The sequence below is a fragment of the Sulfuritalea sp. genome (assembly GCF_031426875.1).
GTDB lineage: Bacteria > Pseudomonadota > Gammaproteobacteria > Burkholderiales > Rhodocyclaceae > Sulfuritalea.
This window is the reverse complement of sequence record NZ_JASJPC010000025.1, coordinates 12,526-25,505: the sequence shown is the minus strand read 5'-3', so window position 1 is coordinate 25,505 and position 12,980 is coordinate 12,526. Positions and strand designations below refer to the sequence as shown.

Sequence of the window (12,980 nt, the reverse complement as noted above, 5' to 3'; positions counted from 1 at the left end):
CTGATCCGATTCCTTGAGGAATTGCACCCTGGACTCTCCAATCCAGCCGCACAGCGGCATCTCGCAACTGAATTCCACGCTGTTCGACGTCAATCAAAGCGACGTCACGGGCACCGTGAATATGGCCAACCCCGGCGCGGTGGCGGACGCGATATGCACCATCCTGGCGCGGCGCTATGAGGATTTCGACGAAGTCATCCTGCGCGACGGTTTTCTCGATCTTGAGGATATTTTCTGGGGCCGGCAGGCCGGACTGTTGCCTTGCGATACTCCTTACCACGACCTGCGCCACTCGATGAGTACCGCCCTGGCCATGGCCCGCCTGGTCGATGGCTACGAGGCGGTGCATGGCGGCAAGGAGCATGCGATGGGGGGCGAGCTGGCAACTCTGGGCGTGCTGCTGGCCTTGTTCCACGATGTCGGCTTCATTCGTCGCCTGTCCGAGGCGGGCATCAACGGTGCCTGCCTGGTACGCGAGCACGAACAGCGCGGCGTGGATTTCATGCACGTCTATCTCGCCGCGGGGCCGCTCGCCCGCTTCGAGGAACTCGCCGAACTGATTCATGCCACGAATCTTGCGCGATGTACCTGCGATACCCTGGCCGGACTGTCCCCGCAACTGGTCGACCTCGGCAAGATGCTGGGTACTTCGGACCTGATCAGCCAGATCGCCGGGCGCTACTATCTCGAACGGTGCCGATTTTTCCTGTTTCGGGAATTCGTCGCGGCAGGCGTGGACCGGACGACCTCGCCCGACGGCGAAACCGTGATCCTCTATCCCACGCCCGAGGACTTGCTGCGCAAGACGCCCGGCTTCTACGAGCACCTGGTCAGGCCCCGCCTCGACGACGATTTCGGCAAGACCTACCGCTACGTCGCGGCCCACTTCGGCGGCGACGATCCCTATGCCCGCTCGATGCAACGCAACTTCGACTTCCTGCGCAGCCTGATCGAACGCAACGATTTTTCCAGACTGCAGCGCAAGCCCGTACCGCTGATGCCCCTGCCGGCGGAATGAGTTGCCGCGGCGGCACCCCGCCCGACGACGCTGGCCCCGCTGTTCCTGATGACCGCTGAAATTTTCGTTCCAAGGAGGCCGTATGAAGAGCGTTGAACAGATGGATGCCGTGATCGACCGGCTCAATGCGGAAATTGGCGACCTCGGTCTGTGGTCTCCCCCCGCGGTGCTGAAGCTGCACGAATGGATGCGCGAGGTCGATACCCTGATCAGGAAGGAATTCACCCGCCGCGCGGCAAGCCACCACCAAAGCCCGCATCGCTGACGACGGGCAGACGAAAATCAGTCTGCGCCTGCGCCAAAGACGAAGGCGTCCAGCGCCAGCGCGCCCAGTTGGCAGTCGCTGAAGACGCTGCGCAGCTCGGCTTGGTCGGCGGCGGCGCCGAGCGCGACAAACAGCGGCAGCAGATGCTCCGGCGACGGATGGGCGCGTGCCGCGTGCGGCGCCTGACGGTGCCAGGCGAACAGCGCCGGCAGGTCGCGCCGCTGCAGCGCATCGACAAACCATTGGCGGAATTCGGCGACATAGGGCAGGGCCGCGCCGTCCGCCGCGTCGACAACCAGGTCGCGCAGATTATGCGTAAGTCCGCCCGAGGCGAGGAGCAGCACGCCACGCCGGGTCAGCATCCGCAGCGCCTGGCCCAGTCGGTAGTGGGCTTCGGCATCGGCCTGTGGCATCACGGCGAGCTGGATCACCGGAATGTCGGCGGCCGGATACATGAAGCGCAGCGGCGACCAGGCGCCGTGGTCGAGCCCGCGCTGGCGGTCCACCTCGATGCCGGGCAGCAGTTCGACGACCATCGCGGCGAGGTCCGCCGCACCCGGTGCCGGGTAGTCGAGTTCGTAGAGCGCTTGCGGAAAGCCGTAGAAGTCGTGGATCGTTGCCGGCTGCGTGGCGGCGCTGACCGCCGACGCCGGCCGCGTCCAGTGCGCCGAGACGGCGAGGATCGCTCGCGGCCGCGGCAGTTGCTGCGCCAGCGCCTGCCACGCCGGGCCGGCGCGGCCGGGTTCCAGCAGCAGCATCGGCGAGCCGTGGGAAATGAAGATGGGTGGAATCGCTTGCATGGGCACAGTCTAGCCTGGGCTGGAGCCGCAGTCAGCGGGCGGCGCGGAACACTTTGTTGTGCGCGGCGCAACGCGCCGCGGCGGGCGCATTTGACTATACTCATCGCGCATCGGATAGCGGAGAGCCAGCATGACCACCACGATTTTTTCGCGCATCATCGCCGGGGAACTGCCCTGCGCCAAAGTCTACGAGGACGAGCTGGTGTTCGCCTTCATGGATGCCGGCCAGGTCAATCCGGGCCATGTCATCGTCGCCAGCAAGGCGCCGGTCGAGACCTTGATGGATGCCGACGAAGCCACCGCGCGGGCCTTGATGGCCGCCGCCTGGCGCATCGCGCGCGCGGTGCAGGCGGCCTTCGCCCCGGCCGGCATGACCATCCTCCAGGCCAACCGGGCCGCCGGCTGGCAGACCGTGCCGCATCTGCATCTGCATGTCCTGCCGCGCCACGCCGACGACGGCGTCGAGCTGACCTGGCCGCGCAAGGAGCCGGGACTGGAAAAGCTGAAAGAACTGGCGGCGATGATCCGCCTCTGAGGCCGCCACAGGCGCCACGGATGGATGGCCTTGTAGGGCCGACTTCAGTCGGCCAAAGGTGGATGGCGGACTGAAGTCCGCCCTACGTCCGCCCTATTGCTTCTTCTCGATCAGCTCGATCTTGTAGCCGTCCGGGTCCTCGACGAATGCGATCACGCTGGTGCCGCCCTTCATCGGTCCGGCTTCGCGCGTGATATTGCCGCCGCGCTGGCGGATAGCATCGCAGGCCGCGTAGGCGTCTTCCACGGCGAGTGCGATGTGGCCGTAGCCGGTGCCGATTTCGTAGCGATCGACGCCCCAGTTGTGGGTCAGTTCGATTACCGCACCGTCCTTCTCATCCTGGTAGCCGACGAAGGCCAGGGTGAATTTTCCTTCCGGGTAGTCGTGACGGCGCAGCAGGCGCATGCCCAGGACTTCGGTATAGAAAGCCAGAGACTTGTCGAGGTCGCCGACGCGCAGCATGGTGTGCAGGATACGCATGATGGATCCTTTCAAAGTATGGGCAGCGAGGCGGCGCGCTGCTTGAGTTCCGTGCGCGCGGCTTTCCACTCGGGGTAGAGCGAGCTGACCACGCGCCAGAAACGTTCGCTGTGATTCATTTCCAGCAGGTGGGCGACCTCGTGGGCGACCACGTAATCGCCGAGCTGCGTCGGCAGGTGGATCAGGCGCCAATTGACGCGAATGCCGCCATGCCGGCTGCAACTGCCCCAGCGCGTATGCGCCGAGGACAGGCCGAGCTTGGGCACTTCCAGATCGAGCCGGCCGGTGAAGTGGGCCAGACGCTCGCCAAAATGGGTGAGCGCCCGCTTCTGCAAGGCGCGTACTGCCAGCTGGCCCAGGTCGGCTTCGGGGCGCGCTTCGAGCACCAGCAGCTCGCCGACCCAGCGCACCCGGTTGGCGCCGGGCAGGACCCGCACTTCGGCCTCGCTGTCGAGCAGCGGCAGGCGCGCGCCGTCCTTGACCGTCAGATGGCGCGGCTGTGTGGCGTGGGCGAGTTCGCGGAGTTTCTTCAGCACCCAGTCGCCGTGGCCCTGGACGAAGGCTTCGATCTCGGACTGGCTGGTCCGATGCGGGGCGCCGATGCGCAGGCCGCGTTCGTCGATGGTCATCGACAGGCGCTTGGCGCCGCTCTTGAAGCGGTAGTCGACGATGCGGCCGCCGATCAGCAGGTGGCGCGTCTTCGCCTCGGGCGGCGGCGAGGGCAGGCGGAATAGCTTGAGCTGTTCGAGAAACATCGGGCCGTTCAGTGCGTGGCCAGCGGCGCGCCGAAGAGATCGAAGCCCGGGTGCTCGGGCGGCAGGGCGGCAATGGCGCGCGCGATCGCCTGCTCGATGACGGCGGACGGCTGCTCGATCAGGCGCCAGTTGCAGCGCAGCGTTTCGCTGTCCTGCACCTCGACCCAGTTGCCGCGTGCGGCGAATGACAGCGCCAGGCGCGGTGCACGCCGTGCCGCCGGCGTCAGCGCGGTGCGTCCTTCCAGGAACTTTTGTTCGATGATCAGCTGCAGGCGGTGCTTCGCTTCGGCGCGCAGCCAGGCTTCGGCGCGGTCCTGGATCTGGCGCGGCGTGGCCTGCGGCGGCAGCGGCAGGGCCAGCGCAGCGCCTTCGCAGACGGCTTCCTTGTGCGTGGTGTCGAGCACCAGGCGCAGGCTGCCGCCGAGAAACGCCAGTTCGGCGCCGTCGTGCCAGCGGCTGGCAGGCGCGGCTTCGCCGGCGTCGAGCTTGAGTTTGAGTTGTGGGTTGCGGCTGCCGGCGCTCATGCGGGCGCTCCATAAAGATGCGGGCTGATGCGGCGCATTTCGGCCTCGATCCAGGTTTCGGCACGGGCCAGCACTTCGTTCGCCGTCAGCCCGGCGGGATCGATGGTCGGGCCGACGCTGACGGTGGCCGTGCCGCTGCGCTTGAACAGGGCGTTGCGGCCCCAGAACTCGCCCGAGTTGAGCGCCACGGGAACCACCGGCGCGCCTGTCTCGACTGCGAGCAGCGCACCGCCGCCCTTGTAGCGGTTCTTCGATCCCGGCAGCGAGCGCGTGCCTTCCGGGAATATGATCACGGTATAGCCGTTGGTGAGTCGATCGCGGCCCTGCTCGACCAGGCGCTTGAGGCTGGACTTGGTGGCGCTGCGATCGGTCTCGATCATCGGTATCGAGGCCAGCGCCCAGCCGAAGAAGGGCAGGTACTTGATCTCCTTGCGCCAGACGAAGACAGTGTCCTTGAACACCTCCTGCAGCACGAAGGTCTCCCAGGCCGACTGGTGCTTGCACAGTACCACCGCGGGTCGCGCCGGAATGTTTTCGGCGCCGACCAGCCGGTAGGGTATGCCGAGCACGTGCTTGATCAGCCAGATCGTGAAATTCACCCAGGGCACCACGGTCCGGCGCCGCATGTGGTGCGGCAACGGACGGCAGAGGATGACGCCCAGCGTGTAGGGCGGCGTCACCACCAGCAGGATCAGCAGGAACAGCAGGGAACGGAATACGGCCATCAGCGTGCGATGTGGGCGGCGGCCGCGGCCAGATCGGGAAACACCAGCGTATCGGGCGGCAGCGCCGGATCATCGACGGTCTTGCGGCCCTTGCCGGTCAGCACCAGCATCGGCTGCGCGCCGACGGCGGCAGCGGCCTGCAGGTCGCGCAAGCTGTCGCCGACGGCCGGCACACCGGTCAGGTCGGCGTTGAAGCGCGCGGCGATCTCGCGCAGCATGCCGGGCTTGGGTTTGCGGCAGTCGCAGTTGTCGGTGTTGGTGTGCGGGCAGAAGAATATCGCGTCGATGCGGCCGCCGACCTGGGTCAGTGCCTTCAGCATCTTGTCGTGGATGGCGATCAGGGTATCGGTCTCGAACAGGCCGCGGCCGACGCCCGACTGGTTGGTCGCCACCACCACGCGGTAGCCGGCCTGGTTCAGCCGCGCGATGGCGGCCAGGCTGCCGGGAATCGGCTTCCATTCTTCCGGCGACTTGATGTACTGGTCGGAATCGTGGTTGATCACGCCGTCGCGATCGAGGATCACAAGTTTCATGGTTTCATTTTCACCACGGCAGGCGCGACGACAGAGCGAAACACCCGTGCAAAACGGGCTTTGTTTGTCGCGCCATATCGTTTTGTGCGCATCGCCTAGCTGGACAGCCGGGAAATATCGGCGACCCGGTTCATCAGGCCGGCCAGGCGCGACAACAGCGCGAGGCGGTTGGCGCGGACCTTCGCGTCTTCGGCCATGACCATGACGCCGTCGAAGAAGGCATCGACCGCGCCGCGCAATCCGGCCAGGGCCTTCAGCGCGGCGCTGTAGTCGGCGGCGGCGAGCTGGGCTTCGATGCCCGGCGCGACGGCTTCGACGGCGGCGAACAGCGCCTTCTCGGCATCCTCGTGGAGCAGTGCGACATCGACCGTCGCACCGGCGTCGCCGCCCGACTTCTTCAGGATATTGACGATGCGCTTGTTGGCCGCGGCCAGTGCCTCGGCTTCGGGCAATGCGGCGAAGGCCTTGACCGCGGCGAGCCGGGCCGGAACCTGGTCGATGCGCGAGGGGTCGAGCGCCAGCACGGCGTCGACCGCACGGTGATCGTGGCCGGCATCGCGCAGCATGTGGCGCAGGCGCTCCTTGAAAAAGTCGGCGCTGGCGGCACGCCAATCCCCCGTGAACAACTCGGGCGCGAAGCCGGCACCAGCGTCGTCGATCAGCTCCGGCAGGGAGAGCGGCAGCGGTGTCTCCATCAGCATGCGCAGCACGCCCAGCGCGGCGCGGCGCAGGCCGAAGGGATCCTTGTCGCCGGTCGGAATCTGGCCGATGCCGAAGAAGCCGATCAGCGCATCGAGCTTGTCGGCCAGCGCCACGGCGCAGGCGACATGACCTTGCGGCAGCGCGTCGCCGTTGAAGCGCGGCTGGTAGTGGCTCTGGATCGCATCCGCCACCGCGGCCGGTTCGCCGTCGGCCAGCGCGTAATAGCGGCCCATGATGCCCTGCAGTTCGGGGAACTCGCCGACCATGTCGGTGACCAGATCCGCTTTCGCCAGCAGCGCGGCGCGTTCCGCCTGGCTGACGTCGGCGCCGAGGCGGCCGGCGATCCTTGCGGCCAGCTTGATCAGCCGATCCACGCGCTCGCCCTGCGAGCCCAGCTTGTTGTGATAGACCACGCGCGAGAGCTTGCCGATACGTGCCGAGAGCGGCGTCTTCTTGTCGGTCTCGAAGAAGAATTTGGCATCGGCCAGGCGCGGGCGCACCACGCGGGCATTGCCGGTGACGATGTGGCTCGGGTCCGCCAGCTTCATGTTGGAGACGACGAGGAAGCGATTGGTCAACTTCCCTCCGTCCATCAGCGGGAAATATTTCTGGTTCGCCTTCATGGTCAGGATCAGGCATTCCTGCGGCACGGCGAGAAACTCCGGCTCGAAGCTGGCCTCATACACGGCGGGGTATTCGACCAGGGCCGTGACTTCGTCCACCAGCGCATCGTCCTGCAGCCAGGTGAGCGAGCCTGCGGCGCGGTCGAGCTGCTCGACGATCATGGCGCGGCGCTTGTCGAAGGAGGCGATGACGCGGCCCTCCTTCTCAAGGATCGCTTCGTAGTTTTCGGCGTGCGCGATATCGATCACGCCGACGCTCATGAAGCGGTGGCCGCGCGTCACGTTGCGGCTGGGCAGGCCGAGCACCTCGCCGGCGACGACGCGGCCGTCATGCATCAGGACCAGGCCATGCACCGGGCGCACGAATTGCGCCTCGCCGGCGCCCCAGCGCATCAGCTTGGCCACCGGCAGTTTCTTCAGCGCGGCCTCGACCATGCCGGACAGATGCTCGTCGATGCGGCCGCCGGTCTTCTTGATGCGGGCGACGAAATATTCCGCCCCGCTTTTACCACCTGGGTCGTTGAGTTTCTCGAGTTGCGCGAATTCGACCCCGGCCGAGCGCATGAAGCCTTCCAGTGCCTTGGTCGGCGTGCCGTCAGCACCAACTCCTGCAGCCACCGCCGGACCCTTCTTTTCGATCACGCGATCCGGCTGGCTTTCCAGGCAATCGTCGAATTGCAGCGCCAGGCGGCGCGGCGTGGCGAACCAGCGGCCCGCATTGTCGGCAGCGATGAAGCCGGCCTCGGCCAGCGCCTTCTGCAACTGCTCATGGAAGGACAGGCCCAGCTTGGCCAGCGATTTCGGCGGCAGTTCCTCGGTGAGGAGTTCGATCAGTAGCGTGGCTCTCATGCTGGCGTACCCTTCAGCATCGGGAAGCCGAGCCGCTCGCGCGAGTCGAAATAGGCCTGGGCGATTTCACGCGCCAGGGCACGCACGCGGCCGATGTAGGCGGCGCGTTCGGTGACCGAAATGGCGCCGCGCGCATCGAGCAGGTTGAAGCTGTGCGAGGCCTTCATGACCATCTCGAAACCGGGCAGCGGCAGGCTCAGGGCGATCAGGCGCTTGGCCTCGGATTCGTATTTCGAGAACTGGGCGAACAGCCAGTCCACGTCGGAATGTTCGAAGTTGTAGGTCGATTGCTCGACCTCGTTCTGGTGATACACGTCGCCATAGGTGACGCCCGGCGCCCAGACCAGATCGAAGACGTTTTCCACGCTTTGCAGATACATCGCCAGGCGCTCGATGCCGTAGGTGATCTCGCCTAGCACCGGGCGGCAGGGGATGGAGCCGACCTCCTGGAAATAGGTGAACTGGGTGACTTCCATGCCGTCCAGCCAGACTTCCCAGCCCAGGCCCCAGGCGCCCAGGGTCGGCGATTCCCAGTCGTCCTCGACAAAGCGGATGTCATGTTCCGAGGTGTTGATGCCGAGCGCGCGCAGGCTGTCGAGATAGAGTTCCTGGATGTTGGGCGGGCTGGGCTTCAGCACCACCTGATATTGGTAGTAGTGCTGCAGGCGGTTCGGGTTTTCGCCGTAGCGGCCGTCCTTGGGCCGGCGCGAGGGCTGTACATAGGCGGCTTTCCACGGCTCGGGGCCGAGCGAACGCAGGAAGGTGGCGGTATGGAAGGTGCCGGCGCCGACTTCGATGTCATAGGGCTGGAGCAGCACACAGCCCTGCTTGTTCCAGAAATCCTGGAGGCGCAGGATGACTTCCTGAAAAGTCGGCCCGTGGCCGACTTTCAGTGAAGACTCATGCGCGCGGGCGCGCGTGACGTCGGAACTAAACGTCGGGTCTTTGACGTCGGAACTAAACGTCGGTTTTTGGTTCATCGGGAATCCCCGTAAATTCGCAAAAGGGGCGATTTTACAGGGTTTCCGTGACAGGCTTGAAGCCGCCGGCTCAGGCGCGGCAGCTTCCGGTATCATCCGCGCAGTGCAACCAAAGCCCAAAGGAGTAGTACCGTGGATCATCAAGTCAGCGTGGTGTTGAAGAACGGCGAGCGTTACGATTTTCCTCTCGGTGCCGAGGATCTTGCCGCCTTCGATCCTGCCAGTGCGCGGCACTGGATTGCCGCGGCATTTCTCGAAGCGGGACTGGAAACGCCGAACCCGATGGGCAAAATGCTGCTGGTCGACCAGATACTTTTGCTGGCCATGAACTTCAAGCCCTCCGACTACAAACCGCTGGCGCCGGAGGCACGCCGCTTCCTCTGCGCGGCCCTGCAGGCCATGGGGCGGCCCAGCCTCACCATCGACCTCGCGGCCTACAAGCTTTAATTCCTGCGGCGACGCAAGGCAGTCATACAGGCGCCGACAGCCAGCAGCAAGGCCAGCAGGTTGCCCCAGCGGGCATAGGGAGTCAGGCCGCTGCGGCCCTGGGCCTGCACCACCAGCGCGGCGGTGACGAAGGGCGGCAGGGCGGCGGCGATGACGCCATTCGCAGCGACCATCGCGGTCATTCCGGTATTGGTGGCGCGCAACATCACGCGGCCGGTTTCGATGGCGCGCAACTGGGCGATCTGCAGGTGTTGCGGCTGTGCCAGCGAATCGCCGAACCATGCGGTGTTGGACAGATTCACCAGCAGGGTCGCAGTGGGCAGGGCGCCGAGCAGTTCCTCGCCGAACAGATCCTCGTAGCAGATGTTGGGCGCAATCCGCTGCCCGGCCACGGCCAGCGCTTCCTGGCGCGGCGGACCGGCGGTGAAATTCGACATCGGGATGTGCGCAAAGCGGAAGAACCAGGCAAAACCCGGCGGCGGGTATTCGCCGAAGGGCACCAGGTGACGCTTGGCGTAGGCCTTCGCGACCAGATCCGGGGTCAGCGTCACGGCGCCGTTGGTATAGCCGCCATCGGTGGTGGCGACGGCGACGCCGAACAAGGCGTCACCGTGACGGGTCAGGCCGCGCAGGACGTCGCGCGGGACTTCGTTGAAATACAGCGGCAGGGCGGTTTCGGGCAGTACGGTGAGCGTAGCCGGATGCTCGCTGGCCAGGCGCAGATAGGTGTCCACCGACAGTGGCAGGCGCTTCGGATCCCACTTGAGGCTTTGCGGCACGTTGCCCTGCAGCAGGCTGACGGTGATCGGCGCGCCGACCGGCTGGGTCCAGTCCATGCGTCGCAGCAGGCCGCCGGCGCCGAGCAGCAGCAGGATCGCGGCCCATGCCGCCGGCCTGCGCCAACCGGCAGCCAGCAATGCGCCGGCCAGCGCCACGATGAAGCCGACGCCATACACGCCCAGCACCGAGGCCCAGCCCGCCAGCGGACTCGGAGGGCTTTGCGAATAGCCGATGGCGAGCCAGGGAAAGCCGGTGAATAGCGATCCGCGCAACCATTCGGTGAGGGTCCATAGTCCGGCGAAGAGCAAGGCGTCGCGCAGGCTGTTGCCGCGCCAGCGCTGGAACAGGCCAGCGGCCAGCGCCGGGAACAGCGCGAGATAAAGGCAGAACAGCAGCGTCGCGGCGGCGGCGGCCGGCGGTGCCATGCCGCCGAATTGCGAGAGGCTGACATAGACCCAGGACACGCCGAACAGGAAGCAGCCCGCTCCCCAGGCCAGGCCCAGCAGCAGCGCCTGACGCATCGTGGCCGCGCCGCGCCAGAGCAGGAATAGGCCGCCCAGGGCAAGAGTTGGCGCTGGCCATACGGCGAAATACGCGGGGAAATACGCGGCGAGATAGGCGTCGAAAGGCGCGAAGCCAAGGACGCAGAAGGCGCCCAGCGCGAACGCGGCAAGCAGGGCAACTGCCGGCCGCCGCTGCGTCATTCGTCTACGGCGAGGGGCGCGGCGAGCGGCAGATCCTTCTGCGGATCGACCAGCAGGGTGTGCACGCGGCGGCTGTCGGCACGCAGGATCTGCAGGCGCATGCCGTCGATGGTGACCACTTCGTTGCGCTTGGGCAGGCGGCCCAGGTGATGGATTACCAGGCCGCCCACGGTGTCGAAATGCTCATCCGAAAATTCCGTGGCGAAGGCGGCATTGAAGTCGGCGATTTCGGTCACGGCCTTGACGCGGTAGCGGCCGGTATTGTCCTTGACGATGTTGTCGGCAGTCTCGTCGAAGTCGTATTCGTCCTCGATGTCGCCGACGATCTGCTCCAGCACGTCTTCGATGGTGACCAGGCCGGCGACGCCGCCGTATTCGTCGACCACGATGGCCATATGGTTGCGCGAAGCCCGAAATTCACGTAACAACACGTTCAAGCGCTTCGATTCGGGGATGAATATCGCCGGGCGCAGGGTGTCGCGCAGGTCGAATTCCTTGCCGGCGAAATAGCGCAGCAAATCCTTCGCCAGCAGGATGCCGAGCACGTCGTCCTTGGTCTCGCCGATGGCGGGAAAGCGCGAGTGCGCGGTTTCGAGCACGACCTCGACGATCTGTTCCGGGGAATCGTTGATATACACCACGTCCATCTGCGCGCGCGGCACCATGATGTCGCGCACCGCCATGTCCGCGACGGACAGCGCGCCTTCGATGATGGACAGCGCGTCGGCGTCCATCAAATGGCGCTCGAAGGCGCCGTGCAGCAGTTCAAGGAGTTGTTCGCGGTCTTCGGGTTCGCGCAGCAGCAGCGCGGAAAGACGTTCGATCAGACTGGGTCGACTGGATGGGTCCATGCTTAAGCGTAAGGATCGGGGTAACCGAGAGCATCCAGGATTTCGCGCTCAAGCGCTTCCATGTGTTCGGCATCATCGCTGCCGGTCTCGTGGTCATAGCCCTGTAGATGCAGCATACCATGCACGACCAGGTGCGCGTAGTGGGCTTCGCGCGACTTGCCCTGTTGTTCCGCCTCGCGCGCCACCACCGGCAGGCAGAGCACCAGATCGCCGCTGATACTGGCGCCCGATTCGTAAGGGAAGGACAGTACGTTGGTGGCGTAATCCTTGCCGCGATAGTCGCGGTTGAGATTTCGTCCTTCTTCGTCGCCGACGAAGCGCAGCGTCACTTCGGCCGGTATCGCACAGGCCGCGCGTACCCAGCGGCGAAGCTGCGGACGAGTCGGCGCCTGGTCCTTGCCGCCCGGGTACTGCACCGCCAGCCGCAACTCAGGCAGTCGGTGTCGGGCGCGTGCTGCCGTGTTTCTCATAGGCATCGACGATGCGCGCGACCAGCGGGTGGCGCACCACGTCGGAGGCGTCGAAATCGGTGAAGGCGAGTCCGCGCACTTCGGCCAGGATGCGTCGGGCTTCGACCAGGCCGGACTTCTGCCCGCGCGGCAGGTCGATCTGGGTCACGTCGCCGGTGACCACCGCCTTGGCGCCGATGCCGATGCGGGTGAGGAACATTTTCATCTGCTCCGGCGTGGTGTTCTGCGCCTCGTCGAGGATGATGAAGGCATGATTCAGGGTGCGGCCGCGCATATAGGCCAGCGGTGCGATTTCGATGCTCTGCTTCTCGAACAGCTTGGACACCTTCTCGAAACCCATCAGGTCGTAGAGCGCGTCGTAGAGCGGGCGCAGATAGGGATCGATTTTCTGCGCCAGGTCGCCGGGCAGGAAGCCCAGCCGCTCGCCGGCTTCGACCGCCGGCCGGGTCAGGACGATGCGGCTGACCTGGTCGCGCTCGAAGGCATCGATCGCGGAGGCGACCGCAAGATAGGTCTTGCCGGTGCCGGCCGGACCGATGCCGAAGGTGATGTCGTGGTCCTGGATGTCATTCAGATACTTGGCCTGGTTCGGCGTGCGCCCGTGCAGATCGGTCTTGCGGGTCAGCAATCCGGCATTCGGCTGCGCCGGGGTCCGCGCATTGCGGTTGCGCGTGATCTCGATGAGGCCGAGCTGCAACTCGTCGATCGACAGCGGTTCGCTTGCCTGTGCGTAGAAATGCTGCAGGGCAGTTGCGGCCAGGCGCGATTGCGGCAGTTCGCCGTTGATCCGGCAATGCTGGCCGCGCCGGCTGATGGTGACATCGAAGGCGGCTTCGATCTGGCGCAGGTTCTCGTCCAGCGCGCCGCACAGATTCTGCAGCCGCGCGTTGTCGAGCGGCTGCAGCACAAGACTCAGGGCACGGGGGGCGATCATGCGAT

At 65.8% G+C, this 12,980-nt stretch carries 16 protein-coding genes; 4 read left to right on the top strand and 12 right to left on the bottom strand.

The features are described 5' to 3' along the window. The first annotated feature begins 13 nt into the window (after window positions 1–13). Entirely contained in the window at window positions 14–1,018 is a 1,005-nt protein-coding gene (locus RMO95_RS11765; protein WP_310450824.1) for a hypothetical protein, read from the top strand. An 82-nt stretch (window positions 1,019–1,100) separates the two neighbouring features. Continuing rightward, the gene (locus RMO95_RS11760) at window positions 1,101–1,283 is read left to right on the top strand and encodes a hypothetical protein (protein ID WP_310450823.1); all 183 of its coding nucleotides are present in this window, start codon (window positions 1,101–1,103) and stop codon (window positions 1,281–1,283) included. Between the two features lie 17 nt (window positions 1,284–1,300). Here the strand turns inward: RMO95_RS11760 and RMO95_RS11755 are convergent, their stop codons facing one another. Next, the gene (locus tag RMO95_RS11755; protein WP_310450822.1) at window positions 1,301–2,083 is read right to left on the bottom strand and encodes a class III extradiol ring-cleavage dioxygenase; all 783 of its coding nucleotides are present in this window, start codon (window positions 2,081–2,083) and stop codon (window positions 1,301–1,303) included. A 130-nt stretch (window positions 2,084–2,213) separates the two neighbouring features. Between RMO95_RS11755 and RMO95_RS11750 the strand changes: the two genes are divergently transcribed. Beyond that, on the top strand, window positions 2,214–2,618 hold the full coding sequence (locus RMO95_RS11750; protein ID WP_310450821.1) for an HIT family protein: 405 nt from the start codon (window positions 2,214–2,216) through the stop codon (window positions 2,616–2,618). A gap of 93 nt (window positions 2,619–2,711) precedes the next feature. Here RMO95_RS11750 and gloA read toward each other — a convergent pair whose 3' ends face one another. The 7 genes from gloA to glyQ form a co-directional block, all read right to left on the bottom strand. Next, entirely contained in the window at window positions 2,712–3,098 is a 387-nt protein-coding gene (gene gloA, locus RMO95_RS11745) for a lactoylglutathione lyase (RefSeq protein ID WP_310450820.1), read from the bottom strand. Window positions 3,099–3,109: 11 nt separating this feature from the next. Further along, on the bottom strand, window positions 3,110–3,853 hold the full coding sequence (locus RMO95_RS11740; RefSeq protein WP_310450819.1) for a SprT family zinc-dependent metalloprotease: 744 nt from the start codon (window positions 3,851–3,853) through the stop codon (window positions 3,110–3,112). A gap of 8 nt (window positions 3,854–3,861) precedes the next feature. Beyond that, window positions 3,862–4,377 carry a YgjP-like metallopeptidase domain-containing protein gene (locus tag RMO95_RS11735; protein WP_310450818.1) on the bottom strand — a complete coding sequence of 172 codons (516 nt, stop codon included), beginning with the start codon at window positions 4,375–4,377 and terminating at the stop codon, window positions 3,862–3,864. After that, the gene (locus tag RMO95_RS11730) at window positions 4,374–5,102 is read right to left on the bottom strand and encodes a lysophospholipid acyltransferase family protein (RefSeq protein ID WP_310450817.1); all 729 of its coding nucleotides are present in this window, start codon (window positions 5,100–5,102) and stop codon (window positions 4,374–4,376) included. The genes RMO95_RS11735 and RMO95_RS11730 overlap by 4 nt, the downstream gene beginning before the upstream one ends. Further along, window positions 5,102–5,635 (bottom strand): D-glycero-beta-D-manno-heptose 1,7-bisphosphate 7-phosphatase, encoded by a 534-nt coding sequence (gmhB, locus tag RMO95_RS11725; protein ID WP_409574948.1) that lies wholly within the window; start codon window positions 5,633–5,635, stop codon window positions 5,102–5,104. Before gmhB ends, RMO95_RS11730 begins: the two co-directional genes overlap by 1 nt. A gap of 95 nt (window positions 5,636–5,730) precedes the next feature. Then, window positions 5,731–7,809 carry a glycine--tRNA ligase subunit beta gene (gene glyS / locus RMO95_RS11720; protein ID WP_310450816.1) on the bottom strand — a complete coding sequence of 693 codons (2,079 nt, stop codon included), beginning with the start codon at window positions 7,807–7,809 and terminating at the stop codon, window positions 5,731–5,733. Further along, on the bottom strand, window positions 7,806–8,789 hold the full coding sequence (gene glyQ / locus RMO95_RS11715; RefSeq protein ID WP_310450815.1) for a glycine--tRNA ligase subunit alpha: 984 nt from the start codon (window positions 8,787–8,789) through the stop codon (window positions 7,806–7,808). The genes glyS and glyQ overlap by 4 nt, the downstream gene beginning before the upstream one ends. A 132-nt stretch (window positions 8,790–8,921) precedes the next feature. Between glyQ and RMO95_RS11710 the strand changes: the two genes are divergently transcribed. Next, entirely contained in the window at window positions 8,922–9,236 is a 315-nt protein-coding gene (locus tag RMO95_RS11710) for a hypothetical protein (protein ID WP_310450814.1), read from the top strand. Here RMO95_RS11710 and lnt read toward each other — a convergent pair. Genes lnt through RMO95_RS11690 form a run of 4 tightly spaced genes read right to left on the bottom strand, consistent with a single transcriptional unit; the run spans window position 9,233 to window position 12,975 of the window. Continuing rightward, window positions 9,233–10,720: an apolipoprotein N-acyltransferase gene (gene lnt, locus RMO95_RS11705; RefSeq protein ID WP_310450813.1), complete on the bottom strand. Its 1,488-nt coding sequence runs from the start codon at window positions 10,718–10,720 to the stop codon at window positions 9,233–9,235. The genes RMO95_RS11710 and lnt overlap by 4 nt on opposite strands. Beyond that, window positions 10,717–11,571 carry a transporter associated domain-containing protein gene (locus RMO95_RS11700; protein WP_310450812.1) on the bottom strand — a complete coding sequence of 285 codons (855 nt, stop codon included), beginning with the start codon at window positions 11,569–11,571 and terminating at the stop codon, window positions 10,717–10,719. Before RMO95_RS11700 ends, lnt begins: the two co-directional genes overlap by 4 nt. Window positions 11,572–11,573: 2 nt before the next feature. After that, entirely contained in the window at window positions 11,574–12,047 is a 474-nt protein-coding gene (ybeY, locus tag RMO95_RS11695) for an rRNA maturation RNase YbeY (protein WP_310450811.1), read from the bottom strand. After that, window positions 12,001–12,975 carry a PhoH family protein gene (locus RMO95_RS11690; protein WP_409574947.1) on the bottom strand — a complete coding sequence of 325 codons (975 nt, stop codon included), beginning with the start codon at window positions 12,973–12,975 and terminating at the stop codon, window positions 12,001–12,003. The genes ybeY and RMO95_RS11690 overlap by 47 nt, the downstream gene beginning before the upstream one ends. Between the last annotated feature and the right edge of the window lie 5 nt (window positions 12,976–12,980).

Coding starts and splice junctions, on each gene's coding strand:
- RMO95_RS11740 (WP_310450819.1), bottom strand. CDS start 3,853: ATGTTTCTCGAACAGCTCAAGCTATTCCGCCTGCCCTCGCCGCCGCCC.
- RMO95_RS11690 (WP_409574947.1), bottom strand. CDS start 12,975: ATGATCGCCCCCCGTGCCCTGAGTCTTGTGCTGCAGCCGCTCGACAAC.
- gmhB (WP_409574948.1), bottom strand. CDS start 5,635: ATGAAACTTGTGATCCTCGATCGCGACGGCGTGATCAACCACGATTCC.
- RMO95_RS11760 (WP_310450823.1), top strand. CDS start 1,101: ATGAAGAGCGTTGAACAGATGGATGCCGTGATCGACCGGCTCAATGCG.
- glyQ (WP_310450815.1), bottom strand. CDS start 8,789: ATGAACCAAAAACCGACGTTTAGTTCCGACGTCAAAGACCCGACGTTT.
- glyS (WP_310450816.1), bottom strand. CDS start 7,809: ATGAGAGCCACGCTACTGATCGAACTCCTCACCGAGGAACTGCCGCCG.
- RMO95_RS11700 (WP_310450812.1), bottom strand. CDS start 11,571: ATGGACCCATCCAGTCGACCCAGTCTGATCGAACGTCTTTCCGCGCTG.
- RMO95_RS11750 (WP_310450821.1), top strand. CDS start 2,214: ATGACCACCACGATTTTTTCGCGCATCATCGCCGGGGAACTGCCCTGC.
- lnt (WP_310450813.1), bottom strand. CDS start 10,720: ATGACGCAGCGGCGGCCGGCAGTTGCCCTGCTTGCCGCGTTCGCGCTG.
- RMO95_RS11730 (WP_310450817.1), bottom strand. CDS start 5,102: ATGGCCGTATTCCGTTCCCTGCTGTTCCTGCTGATCCTGCTGGTGGTG.
- ybeY (WP_310450811.1), bottom strand. CDS start 12,047: ATGCCTATGAGAAACACGGCAGCACGCGCCCGACACCGACTGCCTGAG.
- RMO95_RS11735 (WP_310450818.1), bottom strand. CDS start 4,377: ATGAGCGCCGGCAGCCGCAACCCACAACTCAAACTCAAGCTCGACGCC.
- RMO95_RS11755 (WP_310450822.1), bottom strand. CDS start 2,083: ATGCAAGCGATTCCACCCATCTTCATTTCCCACGGCTCGCCGATGCTG.
- gloA (WP_310450820.1), bottom strand. CDS start 3,098: ATGCGTATCCTGCACACCATGCTGCGCGTCGGCGACCTCGACAAGTCT.